Here is a 21,850-nt window from a genome sequence, read left to right on the forward strand (position 1 = left end):
ATTATCGCACCGTCCTGAAAGCAGGCAGTGTGACAGAGTGGAAATCAAAGGTTGTTTGAGGGTGTTAAAACCCGCAGCGCTCGCCGCAATCCGGATATCGGCGCAGACGATGTCCGGTGAGGAAGCGAAATATCCACTGCGGGGAAAGTGAGCACATACGCACTAATGCTGAAGGTGAGATCGGTGAATCTGACGGCCTGACCAGGAAGCCAGCCGATCGGGAAACCCGGTTACATGATGCCGGCGACAGACTTCGCCAGTTGGGCTTCAAGAACCGGTTTTGCTTCTTCGAATTTAAGATTCACTTTATTTGCGTTCGAAACCACGCGGGTCTGATATCTGGCACGGTTGCCCTGTTCAGAGCTGGTCTGGACTTTCGTCCCGGAGGAGCCCTGTCTGAGCGCGGCCACGTTGTCGGTGGTGACGGTTGTTTTAGTGCGTTCTGAGATCTGCAGATCGGTCACCATTGTGTAGTTGACGTCCTCCACCATCGCATCAGCTGCCAGTCCGACAAGCCCGGAGGCAAGCCCGACACCCAGTGTTGCACCGGCTGAACTGGAGTTGTATGCCGTGATACCTGCCCCCAGTGCAGCTGCCGTAGCGGCACCTTCATACCCGCTACTCAGGAAACCCTGCGCCTGTCGTAAATCCATTTTATCGGCCTTGAGCACGTTCGCCTGCACCCAGAAATACGCAGCATCAGGAGAAGCTGATACCCGGTAGCCTTTAGCGGTGAGTTCCGATGCAATTTGCGCCTGCAGTCCGGACATATCTTTGTCGGAGGTATTACGTACCTGGATATAAACTGTTTTCTCGGATGTTGGCTCCAGCCAGATGGTTTCGCTCATCTGTGTTTTCACATCGAAGTTACGCTTTTTAACAGCTGTACTCATTGCGCCGCAGCCGGTAAGGGTAAAAATTGACAATGCGAGACCGTAAACTGCAATTTTATTCAGTTTCATGTGACACCTTATTTTTGATTGGATTGAATCGATATATATCAGATGGGAATATTTTTGGTATGAAAGATGTGTTTTGCGAATAAATGTCGAATATGTAAATGCATTACATTGTTCGACATTTAAAACATGTATTCTTAGCGTTCGTTATAATTTGTACCCCAAGAATTACCTTCTACATCCATTCCCGACACCCCACCGATCATGGGCAAACCATTTGCTGGGTTAACAAGAGGTTGTGAATCGTCAAAGTTTAGATTATTCGGTTCTAAGCCATGAAATTTTGTTGAACTAATATTCATATTCCCTCCCATATTTTTAAGGAGGAAAAATAGATTCGAAAACGAAGCAAGACTAATAAAACCTGCACCTAGTTCAATCAAAAAAGACGTCTCAGTATAAAACACAGCAGTAACACTTAGTAAAATGACCAGTGTTACGCACCCGGAGATTCTGAGTAAAAAGATAATCTTTTTTTCATCTTCTTCAGACAAACGGCGCCTTTTAAAAAGATATGCTGACATTGCGATTAAACAAAACACATCGGCAATAAAACTTAAAACCATCCCTTTAGCCAAGGCCTTATCCCCAGCTAATAGCTCCAACCCTCCAAAATAAAAAAATGAAATAATGATTGGAGTGGCTATCATCGAACAACAAGTGGTAGTTTTCATTTTATCACCCTTGCTTACTCATTTTCTCAATGTCAGATTTCAGTTTTTTCCCATCAAGTTCATTGTAGGGATTAAGCGTATTTGACTGCTCATACTGTTCTTTTTTGTGCCCTAATTCAAACCTGCCTCGAGCATTATCTTGCTCATCCTTAATATTATCACTGGATGCCTGAACAGTGGATCGATTTCTGTCAATTTCCCCAGCAGATTTGTTGATATTTTGCTCATTAGCAGATCTTTGTGCTGCGACCCTGGCTGCAACATTTTCCTGGTCTGCGAACGGGGCGTGTTGTGGTGAATGCAACTGCTCCCGGTTCCTTTGATAATCATCATCCATACTGTTCCGGAGCCTTTCCTCAGACCTGACCGGCCTTTCACTCCCCGTGACAGTTTGAGAATGAATTCCCTGCTCATGATGACGCTGTGCTGAGTCCCCTGGAGAGGTCTGGTTCGTCACTACGGAATTTCCGGTATAACTTTCACCAGTGGAAGACTGCCCAACAGACGGCATCACTCTGCTATCAGCATTGTTAAACGCATCATGCGAGGCTCCCGTTTTCAGATCACTGCGGCCCTGCTGATAATCGCCCATAATCTGCGGCTTGAGACGTTCTTCCACAAATTCCATCGCAGCTTCCCGCGCAGTCGGTGCACTGGTGAGTATCCCCTGGGCTTTATCGCCATATTTCTGCGAGGCCCAGTCCACAAACTCCTGAGTGTAATTAGTATCAAGGCTGGCACTCTGGTTCTGTGCAAGCGAAGCCATTCTGCTGAACTCATCGCTTTTGGTTGAGCTGGTTGTGAACTGATGGTACTGGCTTTTCGCATCGTTAAGCGTTGCTGCAAACTGCTCTGTGTTACTGGTTGAAGCGTTGTCAGTATGATTACCAGAATCTGTGACACGGCTACTGATGACCATGTCCATACCTTCTTTAAAGTCATTAACAGCCTGACTATTGGCTCCTTTTTTATAGTCCTGCCCACTCGCATTTGTTTCTTGAATGCCATGTGATTCAGAAGAACTATGCCGCATATCACCATTTAAATTCACTTCAGCGCCAGCTTTCAATACGCCAAGATTCACCCCAGCGCCTCCATAAACTTTTGCCCCAACACCAACACTTCCTTGATTACTTTTGCTCATAAGCTCGTTATAAGCTTCCTGAGTAGAGATGTTGTTTGCTTTCGCATAACTTTCGGCTGCAGACAGCATTTTGCTGGCACCCAGCGTGGCGTTTGTGGCCTGGCTGTTGTCTGTGCTGTTGCTGAGACTGTCACTGCTGCCTGACTGGTGAGCCACCTGCTGCAACTGTGACCAGCCGCTGGTAACGCTGTGGTTGTAGCCATCCAGTGACGACTGTGCCTGTACCTGCGACAACCGCGCCTGTTCCTGGAATCCGCTGCTGGCCAGCTGACTGAGCCGCATGTTGACCGGCAGATTAGACATTGCACCGGAACTGTCGATCACGTTCATACCACTGGCCGTCATGGTGTGCGTTGAGCCGTTATCAGTCTGCCAGGTCTGCTGCCCCAGACGCTGCACCATATTCGTGTCCATTTTGTTCTGGTTAACATTGTCCATCGACATGTTATTGAACGACCAGTTGCCATCGGCAGTGGTTGACGCCACGCCGGCTGAGCCGAACGCCATACTGCTGAGGACACTTCCTGCAACCTGAGAGCCAATCGTGGCTGCCCCTTTCGTCAGGATGAAGGACAGCACCGGAATGGACAGCGCACAGTAACCCGCCAGGTTCGCTGCATCTGAATGCTGGAGCGCCACGGTGTCCTGGTTGGACAGCACCAGGGGGGTTCCTCCCGTTTTTGTCTGCAGCCAGAACGTCGCCGCATAGTTAAGTATTGCGAACATCACTGGCCACATCTGGAAATAGAGAAAGCCGCCAATATAGAGTTTAAGGGTGTTCAGCCCGAAGATGGAGTGGTTTGCCGCCGCCAGCGCGATGACCAGCGGGAACAGGCAGACCAGGATAAGCATCATCAGGGACTGCAGGAATGGTAACTGTCGTGTGGCCAGCGCATTACCCGCAGCCCAGCTAAGACGTTGTTTGGTTGCCGCACTTTCGGTGGCCAGATTCAGCAGGTTGGCTGTATCCGACGATCGCGCCGCAAAGCCTCTGATGCCCTGCTTTATCGCACTGTTGGTGACGTTGTTTTTCATAATCTGTGCAGCACTCATGCCGCCTGAATAGAAAAACCCGTAGCTTTCCCCCATCGAGTTCGCCAGCAGTGTCGCCCCGTTCATCCTGTTGCCAAAAATCTTCTGGGTCAGCCAGGTAAACGTCGGACTGTTAAGCTGGCTGTCCTGCCCGGCCAGTGTCTGAATCTGTGAGGCGGCCTGCTGGCAGGTGATAAATTCGCGCGCGGTGCTCGTTGTGCGGAAAATACCGCGCAGCGGGCTGGGGTTACTGGTTATCAGCCCCAGCGGGTCGGTGGTGTTGAGGAGATCATTCACCGTGTATTTATGGTTCAGCAGAATATCCCCGATAACACAGTTTTCCACATAGTCCGGTAACATCTGTGCCAGCTCCGGATTCTGTGTGCGTATATCACTGCTTTCCGCCACAATCTGCGAACCAAACAGCATGCCGGTTTTGGTGTAGGTCACCGAATCCGGCCGTGCCATCAAATAGTCATACAGCTCAGCGAGATGATAACCGATACTGGTTGTCTGTGAGGCGATCAACCCCAGACCTACCGGAACATTATCTGTCACCCACACGGCGGCGGGGTCAGATAAATCTATTATCTGCACGGAACGTTTGGGCACAATCAGCACCGACGTCAGCAGCATGAAGATGGCCAGCCAGTGCACAAACGCCATCGGGTTACGGCTTTTTATAAAGGATGCCACTATGCCGAGCACGGAAAACGTGCCGGCAATACGGAGCAGTGTGCTCCATGTGCTGGTACCCAGAATGCCGACCACGGCGTCAAAGGCGGATTTCCACATGCCGCCGCCGTATATCGTATAGACTTCAAGCATCAGAAATCCCTCCAGTGATAGTTGCTCTGGTATGAGCCGGAAACGATGGTGGAGACCTGCTGCTGCAGGTACTGCATATTGCGATCGATACCATCCAGCGCGTTCTGGTCAGCGGCCGACTGCAATTTCATGTCGGCCAGCAGGCCCTGAGCATGGATGACGTTGTCCCGCAGTTTAGAGGCGGCCTCTTCCGGCCAGTTCTTTCCGGCCATCGAGAGAGAGGCCTGTTTCACCAGTTCCTGGAGGTACTGGATCATCAAATCCTGCGCAATAAAATCGCTCACCTGAATCAGGTACGTTGCGCTCTGCCCCATGCTCTGTGCGTTAGTCAGGTATTTGAGGACCGGTACGGACGTGGTGTTCACAAAGCCTTTTTCCTGGTCAGTCAGCGGACTGTCATCGACCAGTTTTGACTGCATGGAGAGCATCAGGTTTTTCACCAGATTCACCAGGCCATTTCCTTCCGTGATGGTGATATCCGTCACCACCGGTGCCAGGCAGAGTGAGTCTTCATCGCAGCCATAGACTTTCGCCGTACCGCCACGCATCAGCACTTTCACCAGGTCCCGGTTATCAACCAGGGGGGTCAGAATGGTGACCTGACCGTTGTTGTTGAAGATGATCGAGCCGACCGCACTCATCACCAGTTCCTTGAGCTGGCGGTTACTGTCAAAAAGGTGGTTGCGACTCAGCGCATCCCAGATCAGGTTTTTGTTTTTAAGCACCTGGTCTTTCTGGCTGGCGTTGGCGCGGCTGGTCACGCTGTCGCTCTGACCGCCGACCGTACAGCCCTGACGGGAAGCGGCCCAGTCCGAAAACATATTGTTTTCGCCGGCGATGTCCTGACAGATTTTTTGCTGGGACACCTGCGTCACCGGCCATAACCCGCCGATGATACCCTGCGCGGCCTGACACGAACTCATATTGCTGGAATTGATGTCACTGGCGAGTTTCTGCAGGAAGTCCTTCGCCTGCTTCAGCTCAGGGACCATCGTCTGTAACGCAAGGTCAAAAGCATAGCCCTCTGCGTTACTCATGATTTGCTTAACGAAGCGCTGAATTTCCGCCCCGCTGATCATCGAGAACGCGCCAAGATACGCGTCGATACCCCCGCAGCCGGCATTGAGTGAAGGGACCTGCATCGAGATAAGCTGCACATTTTTAACCGGGTTGCGCAGGTAGACAGAGCCACCGGTAAAGTAACCGGCGGCCTGCCCCTGCCAGGCCTGTGCCTGAGTGACGTTTCCGCTGTAGCCCAGGCTACCAAAGAAGCCATTCAGGTCACTGTTCACGTCGGCGTTCGCCGGCATCGCCGCCACACCGCCCATAAACACAAGAACAGCCGTCAGCAGAGGTTTAAACATCGGGAACCTCCGGTGTTGAGGCAGTCCCGGACTCCGGTGCTTTTTGTTTCGCTTTCATCACACGGTGACTGAGGTTGTCAAATATGAAAATGCTGACAAGAGTCAGGCTGAAAACAATATAAGCACCACATTCAAAGGCCCTGAAAATGAACGAGGGGTAATGCAGTAATGCCCCCAGGGCAAAGCGTTCGCTGCTGGTCAGTGACGGGTCGCCGGTGATGTTCGCCTGCATTAACTGGCAGGCTGAATTAACGTATTCGTGATCGGTCACAAGCAACGTGACCAGCACCAGAAATGAGGCAATACACCATTTTTTTATGTACTCACGGACGGACAACCAGCCTGTGTCGATACCGGTAAAACCCTTTTTAAACCCGTTCAGAATTCTCTTTTTCACAGTACCTCCTCCCTGTCAGGCTCAGTCTGGAAGCACTGACGGATAGCGTAATGCCCCAGTGCTGTACTGATAAAACCTGCACTTAACGAAATCATTACCAGGACCGGACAGTCCTGAAGAATGGTGACAACGACCTCCCCTCGCATTGCGCGTACCACGCGGCTGGCAAAGAGACCATAAACAGTTGCTGAGACAAGGAACGCCACAGCAAAGAGCAGACACGCCCGTTCGGAACGCGTTAACGCATACATGGATGTAGTCATTTTGTAGTCCGTCTGTATTACTGAGGCGTAACCTGGGCGTTTGCCGGCAACGGGGGAAGCGTCCGGGGATCGACCTGGTCCATATCAGCCAGTATCAGGCTGGCGTAGCGGTTTTCGAGGGTGGCAATGTCCATCACGCCCTGGGTGAGCGGATACGCTTTGAGGGTATGGACATTGACCATAAACGCCGTGGGGGTGGCGATTGGCAGTCCGTTACCAAAGAAGGTCATGATTTCATCCGCCAGCGGCGACGCGGGGTCGGTTTTTCGCGGTATCAACGGCACCGGAAAGGACGCATCCCCACCCCCGTCGAGTGTGTAGGGGTAAACATGGATGCTGTGCTCATCAGCCCAGCGTTTGAGGTCCGGGTCAAATTTAGCGCTGTACTGACAGTGAGACTGCATAAACACCACCACCGCATAATCGGCCATATCAGCCTGACGTCCGTCAGGCAGCTGCATCAGGCTCAGTGGCCGGACGCTGGCCGGTTTTGATGTGTTTTCCTGCGTCACATGCCGGGACGCTTTAGCCGCATCAATGGCCGCAATGTCTTCCCGTGCGCCGGCAAAAGCCAGCACCGGGACAAGAACCAGCAAACCGCATAGGAGCTTAATCTTCATGGTGCACCTCCGGTCCGCTGGCACGGCGGTGACGCCATTCGGCCCACCGGTTAATGGCTAACAGCGCGGCGGAGATGGCCAGAAGAACATAACTGATCCAGAGGACCATCTGCTGGGCCATATTCGGATAGGCTCCGATGATGTCACTCAGGCACTTAAGCAGCATGCCCAGCATAAAGATGCCGACAATCTCAGATAATGATTTCATGATTTCATTCCTTATCCTGCCTTAACCAGATTGCGGGCCTCATCCAGAAACGTCCCCGCGAGAGAGTGATTGAAGGAGAACAAAACAAAGGTGGTAAAGAGAGCGATTGCCGGCGCGGTGACAAGGCTGAACCAGGCGGCACGCCGCAACGAGCGCAGTGCGCGCCAGGTACTGATGGTAGTCATAGGAAGTCCTCAGAAATTGGGTTTAAAGCCGGTGGAGACGTTAAGGAAGCGTTTTGCCAGGTCATCCTGGGTCATGAAGCCGTAGACCAGCGGCTGAAAATTGCGGTTACGCGGGTCAACCAGAAACAGTGCAGGAAAATGCGTGATGCGCATCGCCTGCGTCTGGCCACTGTCCGGGCGGGTGTCCGGCAGTGCCGGCGCCACCTGACCGTCGACGGAGACCGGGATTAATGACAGGTGATTGTTCTTCGCAAAATCCGCCACCACACCGGCCATCTGACTGTCGATGGGGTCACTGCCCCGGTAGAAGTAGAACATGCCGTACTGCTGACCCAGCTCAGCAATCGCCTGCTGCCGCTGCTGCTGATCACGTCCCTGTATCAGTGGCGCGGTGCTGTTGTAGTGCGGATATTCCAGGTTGTAATCCAGCTCAGGGTGCGTCAGCTGTGCGGCCGCAAACGACTGGCTGAACATCGAGCTGCGGTCAGTCCAGAATTTCTGCCACTTCAGGTACGTTGCCGTGTTTTGCCGTGTCGGGTAGAGAATGGCCCGGTTAAGCGCCTCCATTGTGTACTGCCGCAGCACCTTCGCCTGCTCCACCGCCGTCATTTTGCTCAGATCCGGCACGGTGGGTTGTGCGGGCTGTGGCGGAGGTGTGGCAGGAGGTTCAGGGCTTTTTTTGGGTTCGTTATACCAGGACCAGCCGGTAAACGGCGCTGTCGGGGTGACAATGTCTTCCCCCATTGCCGGAAGAACCAGGAACAGCATCAGTAGCGGAAAGAGCCGTTTCATCATTTCGCCGCCCCGCTCTGTTGCTGCTGAACCTGCGCGGCAATGCGGTCCTTGACCTGCTTCACCATCACCGCAGAGTCCGGGATTTTCTGGTTATTTATCAGATCTTCGTAAAAGTCAGAGAAGTTAATGAGGTCGAAGTTGATCCCCTGCAGCTGCGGTACGGTGATACCGCTGCAGTCCGGGTTGTCACCGCTACCAAAGCCGATGCCCAGCTGGTCCCGACGTCCCTGCTCCTGAATAATGCGCGCCAGTTTGCCGCCGAATACACAGTAAACCTGACTCTTCTGGATGCATGCCCCCAGAACCTGGTGATCGCAGCGCTCTCCGACACTCACCGTGACCTTTTTCGCTTTTGCCTTGCCCAGTGCCATCTCGTTGCTGTTGCAGTTTGCCAGTCCGGCGTCAGCACCCCAGCCGGAATCCTTGCAGCAGTTGGAAAAGCCGGCAAAGGCTTTCCGGCAGCTCATGGCCTCACCGGTGAACGCTTTGATGTTGATCTGGTCGTTAACCACGTCGTCACCGGCGGATGCGAGACCAGCCAGTTTGGCCACGGCAGTATCAAACCCACTGTCGCCGGCACCGTCGGTATCGCTGCAGTCCCCCGTCTGGCAGAAATACTGGCCACCACAGACCAGCCCGGAGGAGGAGAACACTTTCTGACACTGATACGTATAATCTTTGTGCGAACAGTCGCTTCCGACATATTCAGAACAGGTTTCTGCGGACTTTGTGCAGGCCGGATTGCTGATCAACGACGCGCAGGTCCCGGTCGTATCCTCACTGACAAGATAGGTGTCAGTGTACTGCCAGCAGTCACTGTGAACCGTCTGCGGCACCCCATTGACGACGGTTGTTCTGTCCCCTGCGCCGATTGTGCAGACAGAACCGGTCAGTTTTCCACCGGGACCTGACGGGCATTCCGATGGCGTTGATGTGGATGCCACCCAGACCTGTTCTGTGGAAACAATCGTGACGGTCGCCGACATCGTTATCCATATTCTGTCGGTTAAATAATTCCAGATTTGATTCAGGTATGTATTCGAGTACTTATTCGTCCAGTAGCCGCGCAGATAACCATCTGCCGGGACGTTCTGCCCACCAACGCCCATCGCGACCGTCACACCACTTTTAGGATTGAGCGTGTACTGCCCCCCCGGATAAAACAACGTGCTTGTGTAATTCGTCATGTTACTGCCCGTCTGGGTGACCGTAAGGATTCCCGACAGCATTTGTGCTCCTGCGGGTAGCGGAAATGCCCAGTCAATCCGGATATTCGGTTGCAGGGAAAACACAAACTGGCTGGCATCAACGTTGATAACTTTCTGCACGGTCCGGTTCTCATAATGCCCGGTTATCTGAGTATCACGTGTACAGGTTTTCTGTACCGCCACATCGGCACTGCAGGTGAAATTTTCAAACGTGGACTTTGAGACAGAGGTCGTGGTGCACTGCGTACTGGTTCCGTCAAGGACACTGCCTGCCGTGCTTTCGGCTGCCTTACCTGTCGTGATAAATGGTGCGTTCGGGTCGATAACCGGTGCCGGGTTTTTTGTTCCCGCATCGATAACAGCCTGACCGGCGGTGCTGCCCTGCAGTGCCGCCTGCCCTTTATCACTCAGTCCGCCGTCACCGCCGGTTACGCCATTGTAAAACCCGGATTCTGCCGGGTTGCTGGTATAGCCGGGAATGCTGCCGGTCACCGCGCCCGGATTGCTGAGCGATGACGTGCCCTGTGACGAATTGCCCTTACCAAAGCCCGCGCCGGCATTAAACGCATCGCTGTTTGCATCCGCCTGCGCCGCCCCGGAAATAAACAATGCGACCAGCAATAACAGGTTTTTCATCTGGCCCCCTTCAGCAACTGGCATGCCGTGGCTGCACAGTCGCCCTTCTCAGCCACTTTTTCCAGCGCCTGCTGCAAAGGCAGACTGCCCCGGATCACATCAGAATGTCCCGGACAGTTGACCACCAGGGCGGGCACTGCGCTGATGTGATAGTCACTGAAAAGGGTGGGGTCGACCTGCACCCCGGTATTTTTGTCCTCTTTCGACAGTTCAAACATCAGATTTGCGGTCTGGCGCAGATCGTTATTCACCAGCCCCCGGATGGTCGCCGGAATACCAAAGCGGTTCGCATCCTGCAGCATGGGAAGCAACCCCTCGCGGGGTAGCCCCAGGCTGACAAAGTAGATGGCCGGGAAGGTTTTCTTTTCGCCGTCCGGTTGTTCAGCCGCAATGCCCTGCTGCAGCCGGGAAACCAGATCCTGCTGCGCAGGCGGCAGCGATACAGACTGATTCTGCAGACTCTCCTTAAACGCCTGCAGGTCAGACTGCTGCTGTTTCATCCATTCCCTGTCACGGGCAGACACAGCGGAAGGTTCGCTGGCGCAGGCTGCAGACAGGCAACAAGCCAGGCCACTGGCGAGCAGTGCCCGGATAACGACATTTTTCATTGGAGGACCTCACGTATAAACGCAGTTACGTTTGCGCCACAGCAGCCAGCCGAAGTTTTTCTTCGACTGCGGGGAATTATGGGGTGTGCCCCATGTCTGGGTACTGGCCCCGAACGCGTGACAACTGGTTGTTTCGGGGTACATATTCACCATCTGATAGCGCCAGCGTTCTTTCGGGACGATTGGCGAAGGGTACTGGTAACAGACGGCATAATCCGCGCCGACGGTATTCATCACCAGACCTTCGCGGTGCAGCTTGAAGGCCATACGCTCACTGACCAGCAGGGAGGACTCCAGCGGTGAGAATTCTCCGCTGGTATACCCGGTGAAGGGATACATCGACCCCTGACTGCCGGCACACCAGAAAAGAGGAGCCAGCGGATAACCGGCAGTGCTGGACACGGCATCCGCCGCACAGGCGGCCTGTGCGATAAGGTTGCCGAACAGTGCAGCCTCCGGGTTGATCAGCATCGAGAGCGTGCTGTCATTCCACAGCGGGTCGACTTCGGAGAGATAAGCGATATCCATGTCACCGCCCTGGAAACACCCGGCGCTGACCATGATATTGAGCCAGGAGATAAGAGGGTATTTGTACCAGTGGACGTGATAGAACGCACCGGCAGCGGGCCGGTCGCTCTGCCCCGCCGTTCCGGTGCCCGTCCGGCCAAGGTCGATTTTAAAGCCCCCCATGTTGACCATCACACCCGGTTCACGGGTCACATCCGTCATCGCCGTGGGTTCCCAATAGCCAATCGCCAGACCAATCCGGTAGAGCACGCCGTAAGAGCAAATCTGAATCGGCATGGACGGGTTGGTGGTGTCCGGCTGCGGCCCGGATGCCAGTTTGATGCTGCCAAGACTCATGGGAAACAGGCACTTCCAGCAGACATCGGAGATGGGATTCACCCAGCGGCCATCCCCTGCGTTACTTCCCGCCGCCTGCGCGGAGGAAAGGGGCAGCAGCGCGGCCCCGGACACCATGCAGAGCAGGAACAACAGCCGTCTCAGCGATCGCCGCATGACACCTCCCGGCGGCGCAGCCAGATACAGGAAGGGCCGTAATCCTCCCCGTCAAAGATGGCCCCGATAAACCAGCCTTCGCCATCAGGCAGCGGAGGTTCCCAGCCGCTAAATCCGCCATTTGCAGCGTAGTCGCGTGCTGCGGCGGAGTCTTCGTCCTCGTCCAGGTAAACCAGACAGTCTTCAAGGCGGTGTTCAGCGAGCCAGGCCTGATATTCATCAGCCCGGATGTAGTCGCGGTCAGCATAAAAGCGGGAAAGCACCGGGTGACACCAGTAACCGTCACGGGTACGGACAACCGGTACCGGCCCGACAGATGCGGGAGTATTCATATTTAGCCTCGGTATGATTTGCCACGGCCACCGGTCGGCGGGAGGGCGGAATATGCTCAGGGATCCGTTCTGGCAGAGATACGGATAAATTCTTCACGCTGCGTTTTGTCACAGGTGAACAACGCCAGGATGGCACCACGGATCACGACAGAGGTGTTATAGAGCGGGTTTTCACTCAGGATTGTTTTTAACTGCGCGTCAGAATCGGGGCTGTGTCTGACCGAAGAGATATGCCTCTTTTCAGCCCCGCTCAGGTCAGGGTCTTTTTGCATAGGGTATGCCTTATTTACGGGTGGGTTATCGATGATGCGGAGTTAACCGGAATGACAGGGTCATGCACATAAAAGGCATAACCAACATCCCCGTCAATATCCGCATGTTCCCTGGCTCCGCAGACAATTTTAAAGACCGCATCCTGCAACAGCCCGGTCAGCGCATCCGTCGATGTTTCGTGCCTGCCCTGCAGAAGGATGCGAATGACCGTGCCGGTTTTATCCTTTGTGGCCACTTTCATGCCGGAAAGAAGAGGCGGTATTGCGAATCCGCCTCTTTCAGGGAAGAAGCCGGGGGGCTCTTCACAGGTGCGGCACTGAATACTGTAACGTACCGGTGCTGACGCATCACCTGACACTCCGCCCTGGCCAAATCCGCCCTTCTCCAAACCATTATCCCCGACAAAAGGGACACATTTTTCAAGACGGTTAAGGGCATACGCGATATCTGAAAAGGCTGTATCAGGTTCGGCTTCGAGATCGATAATCACCTGTTTCAGGGGATACGCGGCAGGCGTATGACCTGATGTTATTTTTCTGAGCCAGAAACCTCTTTTTTTCAGGTTGCTGATGACGTCATCCAGGATCCATTGTCCGTGTCCTGACGTCAGTGCCAGTCTGACGGCCGCCGCCACCTCTTCGTCCGACTGTTGTGGTGCCCAGAAATGTTCCCGCGCACGGATCAGGTCTGTAATCACCTGGTCACGCAGATGGGGATTCATGTCCCCGACACCCGGTACATACTCATCAGGCCCCACCTTCTCACGGGTCAGTCCGTAGCCTGCGCGTTTAAGGGACGTCTCCAGGCTTTCCAGCATCCTGAGCGTGCAACTGATGCCGCTCTGCTGCCAGAGATACATGGCAGTCGTCATGTCTGTCAGTTTTTCGTCCGGCCGTTCATCAACCGGCATGCCATAGCACCCTTCCATACTTTTCCCGGACCTGCGTTTCAGCCACAGGTAAATTACAGTGATCAGTAAGGCCATCATGCCAAGATGGAATAACGATAAAGAGTGGATGACCGTCTTATCAAAAAACTGAGCGGCAATGCCGTAGCACAGAAGCCAGCCAGCTATGATGCACGCTGTTAAATTCACTCCAAGCCCACTTAATTTTTCTTTCTTACTGGAAAGTATAAAAAATAAGGCGGGCAGGATGATAAAGACGCAAAAGGACAAAACCGCTGTCATAACCCCAAAAGAATTAATGACGTCATCTGTGGCGGAGACTGAAAGCTGATTCATGCGCGGCTCTCCCGATGTTTTTCCAGCATCACATCCCTCAGAAAGGCCGGGAAGCGCTCATCTCGTTTTTCAGGCTCCTCCACCGTTGCGCCGGTGGCACGCTGCCAGCCGACAAAGGCTTTGGTGACGAGCGGGCTGGCCCAGCCATCCAGCTCCGGGTAGATTTCTTTCAGTTGATTGCCGCTCACCCGTTGCGGTTTGCAGTGCCTCATCCGGGACGATGTTTCGCTTACTGCTGTGTTGGTCATTTTCTGGCTCCGTCTACAGGAATTTCTTCGACTTTCAGCTTCCGGTCATCACGGGTAATGCGTACCGGGGTGTGTTCAAAACCGAATTTCGTTGTCAGCACACCGGCCTGGTCGAAGTAAATGCGTTCATCAAGCGCATCGCTGGTCTCTTTGATGTTTCCCTTCACCAGAATGATTTTGAAATCCACTGCGCTGCCCAGTTGTTTCTTCATCCAGGCCACTTCCTCGCGGTTGTCGCCATCGATGAAGAACAGCGTCTGGTTGTAAGGCACACGGTCCAGCGGGTTCACCTGATCACCCTTGCGGGCAATGATATTGCCGCGCATGTCAGTGAGGGTTTCATTCACGGTAAAGGTCGGGTCATAAGGAAAACTGCGGTAGGTCACGGCGGGGGAAAGTCCCGCCACCGGGGGCGGCCTGACCGCGTTTCGTTTCACGCGCTCAATGGCCTCGTTTTTGAGTTTATCCATCTCCCCGCTCTGCTCCATCGATTTCAGGCGGTTCCGGATAAAGACCAGCATGTCCTGCTCTGCCGGTTCAAAAACATTCCCCCAGGTGCCAAGGTCTTTCGCCCCGGCACTGGTGGACAGCGTCATGATGACCACTGCCGCCAGTCTGCGGGAAAATCTCATTTGCCCTCCTGCATCCGCGCGGCAATGTCGTTGCGGATATCGATGGTAATGTCCTGCTGCACGCTGACGACCGCAGGCTGCACCAGAATGACGGCGTTATGCTTCTTCTGCCAGGCAGTCAGGCTGTCGGTCATGGCCTGGTTGAACCGTGTAACGAGTGATTTCGCCCTGGCTTCATCCAGTTTCTGCTGTGCCGACTGCTGCATAAAAATATCCCACGTGCCCTTCATGTCGAAGGTCACCACCTCCGGTGTGCCGGCTTTAAGGGCAATCCAGCTGATGCCGGTCATGATCATCTGCGACACGAGCATGCAGACAACTAACCGCCAGCGGACCGACGCCAGCCAGCCGGGCTGAGACAACGCCTCCGCTACAACCTCCCCTTCAGCGTTTTTTTCGTTGTGTTCATTCATGCTGCATTCGCCCATTCTTCAAGCTCCGCAAGTTCCTGACCGTATTTGATCTGTGCCAGCCGGTAAGCGGCTTCTTCCGGACTGGCCCCGTTCTTCTGCGCCTCCTGCATGTAGGCAAAATCCTCCCCACGCGAACTGAACATGGCCCGCGTGACCGGATCGACGAACAGACGGTGGAAGGAACTGCGCTCGCCGGTTGTTATCAGCAATGAGCTGTAACCGGTATCCAGCGCGGGCTGGAAGTATTTGATGACCTCCTTCTCCACTTCGCTGAACTGGTCCGGATACTCGGTCAGATACTGTTTGAACGCTTTTGCGTCCTGCAGAAGAGTGATTTTGGTGGAGCTGTTGTTCCAGGCTGCTTCGGCTTCCTTGCTGGCCGTAAAGTCCTTGATGCCCTGTGTGATGGTAATGAACCCACCCCGGTGACGACGCACGGTTCGGTAACCGGTCTCGATAAACCTCGCTGCGTGCGGATTGGAGCCGCTGAGCAGACGCCAGGCTTCGTCGATAATGGCCACTTTTTTGAGGCTGCGCGGGCTGTGGTACATCTTTTCCTGAATCGCCAGAATGAGCGAGAACAGGATGGCGCTGAGCAGTTTGGGTTTGTTTTCCAGGCTGAGCAGTTCCAGCACCGCAAACCGTGTGTCGCCGTCCAGTGTCGGTTCGTCGGCGTTGAAGTATTCTCCATAAGCACCGTTGGTGCAGTATGCTTCCAGCAGCAGAGCCAGTTCCGCCAGGCGGTTAATAATGCCGGGCTTGCCTTCATACTCTTTGTTCACGGTTTCGCTGATGAGATAGCTATACACATCATCGATGCGGGCGCGTTGCTGTTTGCGTTCCCAGGCATCGATGACCGCATTGAGCAGGATAGCTTCACAGACGGCATCCAGCGGTTCCTGTGGGCTGGCAAGCACGGTCAGAAGCCGCACGATGCCCTCTGCCGACACGTTGATATCCCTGACGTTGGCAAACGGATTGAACCGCAGCTGCGCACCGTCAAGATAGACCCCCCCGGCCTGCAGACAGTAGTTTTTATAGCTGTCACCCATATCGATAACATAGCCAAAGCCGCCGGCGTTCAGGACATCGCGCAGGATACCCTGTGTCAGAAATGACTTCCCGGCCCCGGATGTCCCCGTCACAGCAATGTTGAAGTTGGTGCTGCCGTTTGACTCATCGAACATATCAAAGAAGGCGGTCTGGTTACGGTAAGTGGGCAGGGGCATCCCGCGTTGCGACAGGTGGCGCTCGCCCACCACCGGCATCAGGTTGGCGGCATTCCAGCTCTTGGCACGCAGCGTGGCGCCGGTAGCCCGCAAATCCTCCCACATCCCTTCCTGCATCATGAAGGGCATGGCCGCCAGCCAGTTGCGCATCTGCTGGTACTGAATACGGGTCAGTTCCAGCTCGTTTTTACGGAATACGTTAATGGCCGCCAGTTCACAGGACAGAGCCTCTTCATCGCTGTCCGGGGTGAACAGGGTGAGATTGAAGTAATAACGGCACAGTGCAACTTCGTTGGTTCCCAGCTCCATCTGCATTCTTCGCCACTCATCCGCCTGGCGTTTGACGCCAGGGAACAGCAGGGCATACGCGGAATTCGCCTTTTTACTGAGGTCCATATTTTTGCGCAGCGCCTCACCCTGGCTCTTTGTCTGTTCCTCCAGCTCCACCGTCCAGGTCAGCATAAACGGGCAGGGAATACCAAGGTCCGGGAAACGCAGGTTCTGCAGGTTGTCAGCCCCCTGCCAGAGCGCAAAACGGGTCGGGTTTTTGGTGAGCTGCATGTTCACCACACGGCATGACGACGCCGGTATCCGGGTGGTTTTCGTTTGTGCCGGGGTGTCGTCTCCGCCGCTGTCAGGTTTACCGACGGTTTTTTCAGTCACGCTCTCCGGCAGTTCCACGCGGATATAGGAGGGACAGACTTTAATATCGATACCCTGATCCACCACCTGCTGGTTGAGCTGCTCAGTATCGTTCCATTCATTACTTGCCGGCATCACCTGCGCTGTACGGTAGTTAACGAGTTCGCGCATCAGGGAGAGAAAGGCGTTTGCCGTGGTATTGATGGAATCAATACGGGCCGCCTCCAGTGACACACGAATGGTGTTACGGATCTGTTTGAGTTCATCCAGCAGTTTGGTGGAGAAATGGCGGGCTTTTTTACCGAAAATGATGAAGACCCGGTAGTTACGCAGATACAGCGGATAATCCCGCTTGTTGGCCAGCCCTTCCAGTGCTGACTTTTCCCAGAAAGCCCGCGTGATACTGTTCAGACGGTCGGCCATCGGCCCTTTCCACATATCGGTACTGACGCCGCGGGCAATGCTTTGTCCCACGCACTTACTGGCCACCATCATGACGCTGACGGGCGTTTTGCGGGGCAGCTTTTTGCGCAACATATCGTCCAGCGCAGCCACCACCTGCTCGTTCGCGCCTGACAGGGGGGCGGCTTCCACAATAAAACCGGCAGTCCCTTCGTTGATAAAGAGATCATTCGCTTCATCGTAGTAGCGCCACGGCAGCGCGGCTGTCAGGGACGGATAATCCCAGGTCTGCTGCAGATTTGCCCTGGCAGTGGCTGAGCCATCCTTGTTTCTGCCCTTTTCAAGCATGCCGACAATGCTGTCGAGAAATTCAGACATGACTCTGTCTCCCCCTTGTCTGCAGACGCGTCGCAATATCACCAATCAGTTCAAGGCGCTGTGCATGACTCAAATCCGGATCGGTCCGGGCTTCCAGGAGGTCAGCCCGCAGATGGCCCAGCGTATCTTCCAGCAGGCTGCTCAGTTCATCCGGGTTTTCCTCTGAAAAACGACACCCGCCCTGCCAGTTAAGGGGTTCGCGTTGTGGCGTTTTACGGCGTTGTGCTTTCATCATTTTTTCGGCTCCACGGAAAGACCCTCGCTTTTTGTTTCCGGGAGACACGGTCCCGCCTTTTCAGCGTCTGTGAGCATATTGTCAGGAGGGAGAGGCTTACCCGGCACGGGTTTGCCCGCAAAAACCTCCACGACCTGCGCGGGGAAATCCGCCAGTGTCTGCCGGACCACTACATCTTCACCAGACCTGAATTTCATTCTCCGTCCTCCCCGATAACGCGAAAGCCTTCGTCCCAGTGAGATTTGTTTTTCACAAATTCCACGACAGCGGGTTGATGGAAGTTGTCGTCGGTATCCACCCACGGCGCAATCCACAGGCGCTGTGTGGCATCCGGAATACGCCGGGCGGTCACCCGGCCTGCATCACTCAGGGAGCTGGCAGGTGAAACATAGGTATGGGGTGTTATCGGGTGCGACAGCGTCTGACCGGTCAGAGAACTGCGGGTGGATGCAGACGGTGTCGGCGAGGCCACGATCGGTCGCGGGGCAATTGTCTTCGGGGTCGTTCCGGTTGCTGCGACAGAGACGGGGCGGGAAGCACTGACAACCGGCGCTGTGTTACGCAGTGCCGGCAGGGTTTCACCCGCAGGCTTTTTTACGTCTTTTTCAGTGCCGACATCGTCGATGCTTTTGCCCTGAGCGGCCAGTTTATTGGCTTCGGCCGTGGTCAGGCATTTATCAGTGGCGGTGGCATTACAGTCGAAATCTGAGTTCATACCGGCGCAGCCGGTCAGCGCGCCGCACAGCAGTGCGGCACCCAGTAATTTATACATGGATGTCTCCGGGTTAAGGGGATATATAAGCGGAACGAGAGATCTGAATTACTTCACGGAAATGAAGGGAACACTGCCTCCCGGAATCATAGAGGCTGGCAATTTGCCATCCCAGCGCTCGGCAGTAGTCAGGTTCACAAGGGACGGATTATCTTTCAGCGCCTCCCCCTTCACCCGAATGGCTTCGGCTTCAGCGGTACCCCGCAAGCGAATAGCTTCAGATTCAGCCTTTGCGGCAGCCAGTTTGCTGTCAGCCGTAGCCTGCGCCTGAGTGACAGATATCTGCGCCTGAATTTTCTCCGTTTCAAGATTTTGCCTGCGAGTGGCGATGGCAACTTCCGCTTTCATCCTGTCTTCAATAGATTTTTCATAAGCTTCAGAAAAATCGATATTTTCAATCTGGACGGTATCGATAATAACCGGACCTTCAATGGATTTACGGAGTGCATTCTGCATATCCAGAACAAGCCGCGCACGATCCTGTACTGCACGGATTGCAGTGTACTGCCCAAAAACATTTTCGAGCTGAGTGGGGATCTGCCGGGCAATCAGTCGGGTTTTCATATCTTCAACGGTTCTGTATCCCGCATACACACGTTCAACTTCTGTCGGTGGAATGTGAAAGTTAACCGAAACAGTCATTTTTGCAGGCTGCTGGTCACTGCTGTATGCACTCATTCCCTGGTAAAGCATTGCTTCATTGCGGACTGTAATTTTCTCAACGCTTTCAATGAGGGGTATCTTTAATCCCATGCCTGGCATGGAAATTTTAACCACCCGACCATTTCGAAGCAGGACACCGCGTTCGCCTTCATTCACGGTGTAGACAGAAAGAAAGCCGATAATCAGGACCAGGATACTCGTCGCAACAGTGAGTATTATTAAGAGAATTTTTTTGCTCTGAATGTCATCTATGTTCACATTATCAAGCGATTGCATGACTTTTCTCCGTCAGTTGATAGTATCACCAAGTTTCAGGCCTCTGGCCTGACGCAGCACTTCATCCGGATCGATGTTGCCGACTGATGAGGTGGAGGTGGTGGTCGTTGTGGCGGAAGATGCGTTGTTTCCTGTGGCCGCATTTTTTACCGTTTCACCGGCTTTCTGCGCCGCCGCTTTCGCCTTTTCTTCTTCGCTGTCCTGGCGGGTTTCAAGCTGGAAGCCATCCTGGAACACCACGGTGACGAGGTTACCCGCGCCGATATCAATGACGGGGTGATACTGTTCAGCGCGCTTAATAAAGTACTGGCTCAGCGTCTCAGCAGCTTTATTGCCCCCACCGCCCAGGCCCTGCCCTAACACATCCCCGGCACTGACGTTCGCGGTCGCACCCAGGCCGACGGACGGTGTGGCAGCTGATTTGACGCCCTCACCAATTCCTGAAAGGAAACCTGCCGCACCGGCATACCCGATAATTTTGCCGTTACGCATCACCGGCGTGCCCTTGATGCCGCCTTTGCCCTGATAGCTGACATGGCCATTGAACGCCATATCGATATCCTTACCGTTTTTCAGGTTGCAGCTGATGCTTCTCGTGCGTACCTCGCCGCGTTCACTGGAAATGTCACCCCAGATTTCCCCCACGACAAAGCATCCGTCCATGTCATATTCCTTGTTGTTTGGCATGGTGGTTTTGCCCCGCAGGCGGAATGTCACGGGCCGGCTGTTCTGCTGACCGGTCACACTGGCGTTGGCATCAGCACCTTCAATCATGACGGCTTCAGAGAAGGAGCCGGAGGATATCCAGGGCAGCCTGGTGGCTTTCTTTTTCAGGCTGTCATAGTTAAACGTGGTTTTTTCGAGCCCCCCGGTCATGCGAGCGCCACTGCCACCAGGGTAAAACCCGGTGCCCTGATTGCCGGCAGCGCCAGTGGCGGAAGGCGTACCTGCAACAGGAGTGACGGAATACTGAGGGGGTCTGGCCTGACCGGCAGCAACGGGGCCCGGCAGTGGTGTGCCGTCCGGGGCAGCAGGTGGTGGCTGCTGTCCGGTGGGTTGTCCGTTGCTACCGGGGGCACCCGGCTTCGGCAGGAGTTCAGACAGACGGCGGATTTCGTCGTCCTTCTTCTGAAGCTGCGTACTGAATTCCTGCTGGTTCTGTTTCACGGTCTGTTCCAGCCCGGCGAGCTTCGCTTCCAGCGCCGATGTTTTGGCCTGTTGCTGCGTCATGGCAGACTGGTTGACCTGTTCGTCGAAGGTGGCGGTAACGACGCCGGTCATGTTCGGTGCCGGGGCATTCGTGGCGGTGCGTGGTTTGCTGCTTTCGTTGCCCCATGTCATTACAGCGGCGGCTGCAAGGCCTCCGGTGACCAGAACGCCGATAAGGATGGCGAGTTGCCTGCGACGGGTTTTGACGTTGATATTCATGTGCGGGGTTCTCCGTCAAACGAGAACACCACCCATGCATACCCTTCGCCACCCGCATAAAGCTGATTCTGAGAAAGCATCACGGCCCGTACCCCTTTACGCCAGAAATCGCGCTCACGCAGGGTAGTGGTCACTGCGCCGGGGTTGGTCACGCGAAACCGCACGACGCGTAAATGTGCGCCGGTAAACTGACGTTCCGGGGTCATCCGGACAGAAACGGCGGGAGAATATGCCGGCATGCGACTGACCGGCAGTTCCTTATATCCCTCAGGAACCTCGCCCAGCGCAATGCTGCGGGCAAGGCTGACGAGTGTTTTTTCGTAGCTCTGCCCTTCCTCCCATGCTTTTGCATCTTCATTGCGGATTTTGGGTGCACTCAGTGGTGTGTAGTGCAGTGTGCGGCCTGTGCCGGGTTTGGGTTGTACGTTAAGGCTCAGTGCTGCTCCGCTGGCGGTCTGGATAAACACTGTGAAGTTCTGCCCGACGAGCGGGGAGAGTATTAATGCCCCGTCGGCGGTGGAGTCTTTGTCATAGGCACCTGTAGGCCCGCTGATGCTGGTCACCAGCTCCCCGTCGATAACGATTTTGTTGGGGTTGGTGTTGCTGAGAATGACAGTGAAAGACGCATCATTTTCAAACGGTATGGCGGCGGGTCCGGTGGCGGCCCGAAGGCCGCCTGTGAACAATCCCGTTGCCAGTAACACAGCAGCAGCTGCCGGTGAAAAACGCATTTTCATTGGCAG

General features: G+C 54.5%; 25 protein-coding genes. All 25 read right to left on the reverse strand.

Annotated features, from left to right (window positions below; translation table 11 throughout):
• Positions 1-230 precede the first annotated feature (230 nt).
• Positions 231-962: a complement resistance protein TraT gene (traT, locus tag N7922_RS24700; RefSeq protein ID WP_263101038.1), complete on the reverse strand. Its 732-nt coding sequence runs from the start codon at positions 960-962 to the stop codon at positions 231-233.
• Between the two features lie 134 nt (positions 963-1,096).
• Positions 1,097-1,633 carry a hypothetical protein gene (locus N7922_RS24705; RefSeq protein WP_263101039.1) on the reverse strand — a complete coding sequence of 179 codons (537 nt, stop codon included), beginning with the start codon at positions 1,631-1,633 and terminating at the stop codon, positions 1,097-1,099.
• A gap of 4 nt (positions 1,634-1,637) precedes the next feature.
• Positions 1,638-4,637, reverse strand: coding sequence for a conjugal transfer mating-pair stabilization protein TraG (gene traG / locus N7922_RS24710; RefSeq protein ID WP_263101040.1), 3,000 nt, complete (start codon positions 4,635-4,637; stop codon positions 1,638-1,640).
• The gene (traH, locus tag N7922_RS24715; protein ID WP_263101041.1) at positions 4,637-6,001 is read right to left on the reverse strand and encodes a conjugal transfer pilus assembly protein TraH; all 1,365 of its coding nucleotides are present in this window, start codon (positions 5,999-6,001) and stop codon (positions 4,637-4,639) included. Before traH ends, traG begins: the two co-directional genes overlap by 1 nt.
• On the reverse strand, positions 5,994-6,398 hold the full coding sequence (locus tag N7922_RS24720; RefSeq protein ID WP_263101042.1) for a hypothetical protein: 405 nt from the start codon (positions 6,396-6,398) through the stop codon (positions 5,994-5,996). The genes traH and N7922_RS24720 overlap by 8 nt, the downstream gene beginning before the upstream one ends.
• A complete protein-coding gene (locus N7922_RS24725; RefSeq protein WP_263101043.1) occupies positions 6,395-6,661 on the reverse strand; it encodes a hypothetical protein in 267 nt (88 codons plus the stop codon). The genes N7922_RS24720 and N7922_RS24725 overlap by 4 nt, the downstream gene beginning before the upstream one ends.
• A 17-nt stretch (positions 6,662-6,678) precedes the next feature.
• Complete coding sequence (gene trbB, locus N7922_RS24730; RefSeq protein ID WP_263101044.1) at positions 6,679-7,281, reverse strand: F-type conjugal transfer protein TrbB; 603 nt, start codon at positions 7,279-7,281, stop codon at positions 6,679-6,681.
• Positions 7,271-7,489 carry a hypothetical protein gene (locus N7922_RS24735; RefSeq protein WP_263101045.1) on the reverse strand — a complete coding sequence of 73 codons (219 nt, stop codon included), beginning with the start codon at positions 7,487-7,489 and terminating at the stop codon, positions 7,271-7,273. Before N7922_RS24735 ends, trbB begins: the two co-directional genes overlap by 11 nt.
• An 11-nt stretch (positions 7,490-7,500) precedes the next feature.
• A complete protein-coding gene (locus N7922_RS24740; protein WP_263101046.1) occupies positions 7,501-7,674 on the reverse strand; it encodes a hypothetical protein in 174 nt (57 codons plus the stop codon).
• Positions 7,675-7,683: 9 nt separating this feature from the next.
• The gene (gene traF, locus N7922_RS24745; protein WP_263101087.1) at positions 7,684-8,466 is read right to left on the reverse strand and encodes a type-F conjugative transfer system pilin assembly protein TraF; all 783 of its coding nucleotides are present in this window, start codon (positions 8,464-8,466) and stop codon (positions 7,684-7,686) included.
• Positions 8,466-10,313, reverse strand: coding sequence for a type-F conjugative transfer system mating-pair stabilization protein TraN (gene traN, locus N7922_RS24750; RefSeq protein WP_263101047.1), 1,848 nt, complete (start codon positions 10,311-10,313; stop codon positions 8,466-8,468). The genes traF and traN overlap by 1 nt, the downstream gene beginning before the upstream one ends.
• Positions 10,310-10,921, reverse strand: coding sequence for a type-F conjugative transfer system pilin assembly protein TrbC (gene trbC / locus N7922_RS24755; RefSeq protein WP_263101048.1), 612 nt, complete (start codon positions 10,919-10,921; stop codon positions 10,310-10,312). Before trbC ends, traN begins: the two co-directional genes overlap by 4 nt.
• 9 nt (positions 10,922-10,930) lie before the next feature.
• Positions 10,931-11,902: a conjugal transfer pilus assembly protein TraU gene (gene traU / locus N7922_RS24760; protein ID WP_411554308.1), complete on the reverse strand. Its 972-nt coding sequence runs from the start codon at positions 11,900-11,902 to the stop codon at positions 10,931-10,933.
• 23 nt (positions 11,903-11,925) lie between these two features.
• On the reverse strand, positions 11,926-12,273 hold the full coding sequence (locus tag N7922_RS24765) for a hypothetical protein (protein WP_263101050.1): 348 nt from the start codon (positions 12,271-12,273) through the stop codon (positions 11,926-11,928).
• A 56-nt stretch (positions 12,274-12,329) separates the two neighbouring features.
• Complete coding sequence (locus tag N7922_RS24770; RefSeq protein ID WP_263101051.1) at positions 12,330-12,545, reverse strand: hypothetical protein; 216 nt, start codon at positions 12,543-12,545, stop codon at positions 12,330-12,332.
• Between the two features lie 14 nt (positions 12,546-12,559).
• Positions 12,560-13,789 (reverse strand): hypothetical protein, encoded by a 1,230-nt coding sequence (locus N7922_RS24775; RefSeq protein ID WP_263101052.1) that lies wholly within the window; start codon positions 13,787-13,789, stop codon positions 12,560-12,562.
• Complete coding sequence (locus tag N7922_RS24780; protein WP_263101053.1) at positions 13,786-14,037, reverse strand: hypothetical protein; 252 nt, start codon at positions 14,035-14,037, stop codon at positions 13,786-13,788. Before N7922_RS24780 ends, N7922_RS24775 begins: the two co-directional genes overlap by 4 nt.
• On the reverse strand, positions 14,034-14,669 hold the full coding sequence (gene traW, locus N7922_RS24785) for a type-F conjugative transfer system protein TraW (RefSeq protein ID WP_263101054.1): 636 nt from the start codon (positions 14,667-14,669) through the stop codon (positions 14,034-14,036). Before traW ends, N7922_RS24780 begins: the two co-directional genes overlap by 4 nt.
• Positions 14,666-15,082, reverse strand: a complete 417-nt coding sequence (gene trbI / locus N7922_RS24790) for a type-F conjugative transfer system protein TrbI (protein WP_263101055.1) — start codon at positions 15,080-15,082, stop codon at positions 14,666-14,668. Before trbI ends, traW begins: the two co-directional genes overlap by 4 nt.
• Positions 15,079-17,733 (reverse strand): type IV secretion system protein TraC, encoded by a 2,655-nt coding sequence (gene traC / locus N7922_RS24795; RefSeq protein ID WP_263101056.1) that lies wholly within the window; start codon positions 17,731-17,733, stop codon positions 15,079-15,081. The genes trbI and traC overlap by 4 nt, the downstream gene beginning before the upstream one ends.
• A complete protein-coding gene (locus N7922_RS24800; RefSeq protein WP_263101057.1) occupies positions 17,726-17,968 on the reverse strand; it encodes a hypothetical protein in 243 nt (80 codons plus the stop codon). The genes traC and N7922_RS24800 overlap by 8 nt, the downstream gene beginning before the upstream one ends.
• Before the next feature lie 193 nt (positions 17,969-18,161).
• Positions 18,162-18,740: a type IV conjugative transfer system lipoprotein TraV gene (traV, locus tag N7922_RS24805; RefSeq protein WP_263101058.1), complete on the reverse strand. Its 579-nt coding sequence runs from the start codon at positions 18,738-18,740 to the stop codon at positions 18,162-18,164.
• Positions 18,741-18,788: 48 nt separating this feature from the next.
• Positions 18,789-19,679 (reverse strand): prohibitin family protein, encoded by an 891-nt coding sequence (locus N7922_RS24810; RefSeq protein WP_263101059.1) that lies wholly within the window; start codon positions 19,677-19,679, stop codon positions 18,789-18,791.
• Between the two features lie 12 nt (positions 19,680-19,691).
• The gene (traB, locus tag N7922_RS24815; RefSeq protein ID WP_263101060.1) at positions 19,692-21,107 is read right to left on the reverse strand and encodes an F-type conjugal transfer pilus assembly protein TraB; all 1,416 of its coding nucleotides are present in this window, start codon (positions 21,105-21,107) and stop codon (positions 19,692-19,694) included.
• Entirely contained in the window at positions 21,104-21,844 is a 741-nt protein-coding gene (gene traK / locus N7922_RS24820; protein WP_263101061.1) for a type-F conjugative transfer system secretin TraK, read from the reverse strand. Before traK ends, traB begins: the two co-directional genes overlap by 4 nt.
• Positions 21,845-21,850 lie beyond the last annotated feature (6 nt).

Source organism: Kosakonia sp. ML.JS2a, assembly GCF_025642095.1.
Classification (GTDB): domain Bacteria; phylum Pseudomonadota; class Gammaproteobacteria; order Enterobacterales; family Enterobacteriaceae.

Coding starts and splice junctions, on each gene's coding strand:
- traT (WP_263101038.1), bottom strand. CDS start 962: ATGAAACTGAATAAAATTGCAGTTTACGGTCTCGCATTGTCAATTTTT.
- N7922_RS24705 (WP_263101039.1), bottom strand. CDS start 1,633: ATGAAAACTACCACTTGTTGTTCGATGATAGCCACTCCAATCATTATT.
- traG (WP_263101040.1), bottom strand. CDS start 4,637: ATGCTTGAAGTCTATACGATATACGGCGGCGGCATGTGGAAATCCGCC.
- traH (WP_263101041.1), bottom strand. CDS start 6,001: ATGTTTAAACCTCTGCTGACGGCTGTTCTTGTGTTTATGGGCGGTGTG.
- N7922_RS24725 (WP_263101043.1), bottom strand. CDS start 6,661: ATGACTACATCCATGTATGCGTTAACGCGTTCCGAACGGGCGTGTCTG.
- trbB (WP_263101044.1), bottom strand. CDS start 7,281: ATGAAGATTAAGCTCCTATGCGGTTTGCTGGTTCTTGTCCCGGTGCTG.
- N7922_RS24735 (WP_263101045.1), bottom strand. CDS start 7,489: ATGAAATCATTATCTGAGATTGTCGGCATCTTTATGCTGGGCATGCTG.
- N7922_RS24740 (WP_263101046.1), bottom strand. CDS start 7,674: ATGACTACCATCAGTACCTGGCGCGCACTGCGCTCGTTGCGGCGTGCC.
- traF (WP_263101087.1), bottom strand. CDS start 8,466: ATGAAACGGCTCTTTCCGCTACTGATGCTGTTCCTGGTTCTTCCGGCA.
- traN (WP_263101047.1), bottom strand. CDS start 10,313: ATGAAAAACCTGTTATTGCTGGTCGCATTGTTTATTTCCGGGGCGGCG.
- trbC (WP_263101048.1), bottom strand. CDS start 10,921: ATGAAAAATGTCGTTATCCGGGCACTGCTCGCCAGTGGCCTGGCTTGT.
- traU (WP_411554308.1), bottom strand. CDS start 11,902: ATGGTGTCCGGGGCCGCGCTGCTGCCCCTTTCCTCCGCGCAGGCGGCG.
- N7922_RS24765 (WP_263101050.1), bottom strand. CDS start 12,273: ATGAATACTCCCGCATCTGTCGGGCCGGTACCGGTTGTCCGTACCCGT.
- N7922_RS24770 (WP_263101051.1), bottom strand. CDS start 12,545: ATGCAAAAAGACCCTGACCTGAGCGGGGCTGAAAAGAGGCATATCTCT.
- N7922_RS24775 (WP_263101052.1), bottom strand. CDS start 13,789: ATGAATCAGCTTTCAGTCTCCGCCACAGATGACGTCATTAATTCTTTT.
- N7922_RS24780 (WP_263101053.1), bottom strand. CDS start 14,037: ATGACCAACACAGCAGTAAGCGAAACATCGTCCCGGATGAGGCACTGC.
- traW (WP_263101054.1), bottom strand. CDS start 14,669: ATGAGATTTTCCCGCAGACTGGCGGCAGTGGTCATCATGACGCTGTCC.
- trbI (WP_263101055.1), bottom strand. CDS start 15,082: ATGAATGAACACAACGAAAAAAACGCTGAAGGGGAGGTTGTAGCGGAG.
- traC (WP_263101056.1), bottom strand. CDS start 17,733: ATGTCTGAATTTCTCGACAGCATTGTCGGCATGCTTGAAAAGGGCAGA.
- N7922_RS24800 (WP_263101057.1), bottom strand. CDS start 17,968: ATGATGAAAGCACAACGCCGTAAAACGCCACAACGCGAACCCCTTAAC.
- traV (WP_263101058.1), bottom strand. CDS start 18,740: ATGTATAAATTACTGGGTGCCGCACTGCTGTGCGGCGCGCTGACCGGC.
- N7922_RS24810 (WP_263101059.1), bottom strand. CDS start 19,679: ATGCAATCGCTTGATAATGTGAACATAGATGACATTCAGAGCAAAAAA.
- traB (WP_263101060.1), bottom strand. CDS start 21,107: ATGAATATCAACGTCAAAACCCGTCGCAGGCAACTCGCCATCCTTATC.
- traK (WP_263101061.1), bottom strand. CDS start 21,844: ATGAAAATGCGTTTTTCACCGGCAGCTGCTGCTGTGTTACTGGCAACG.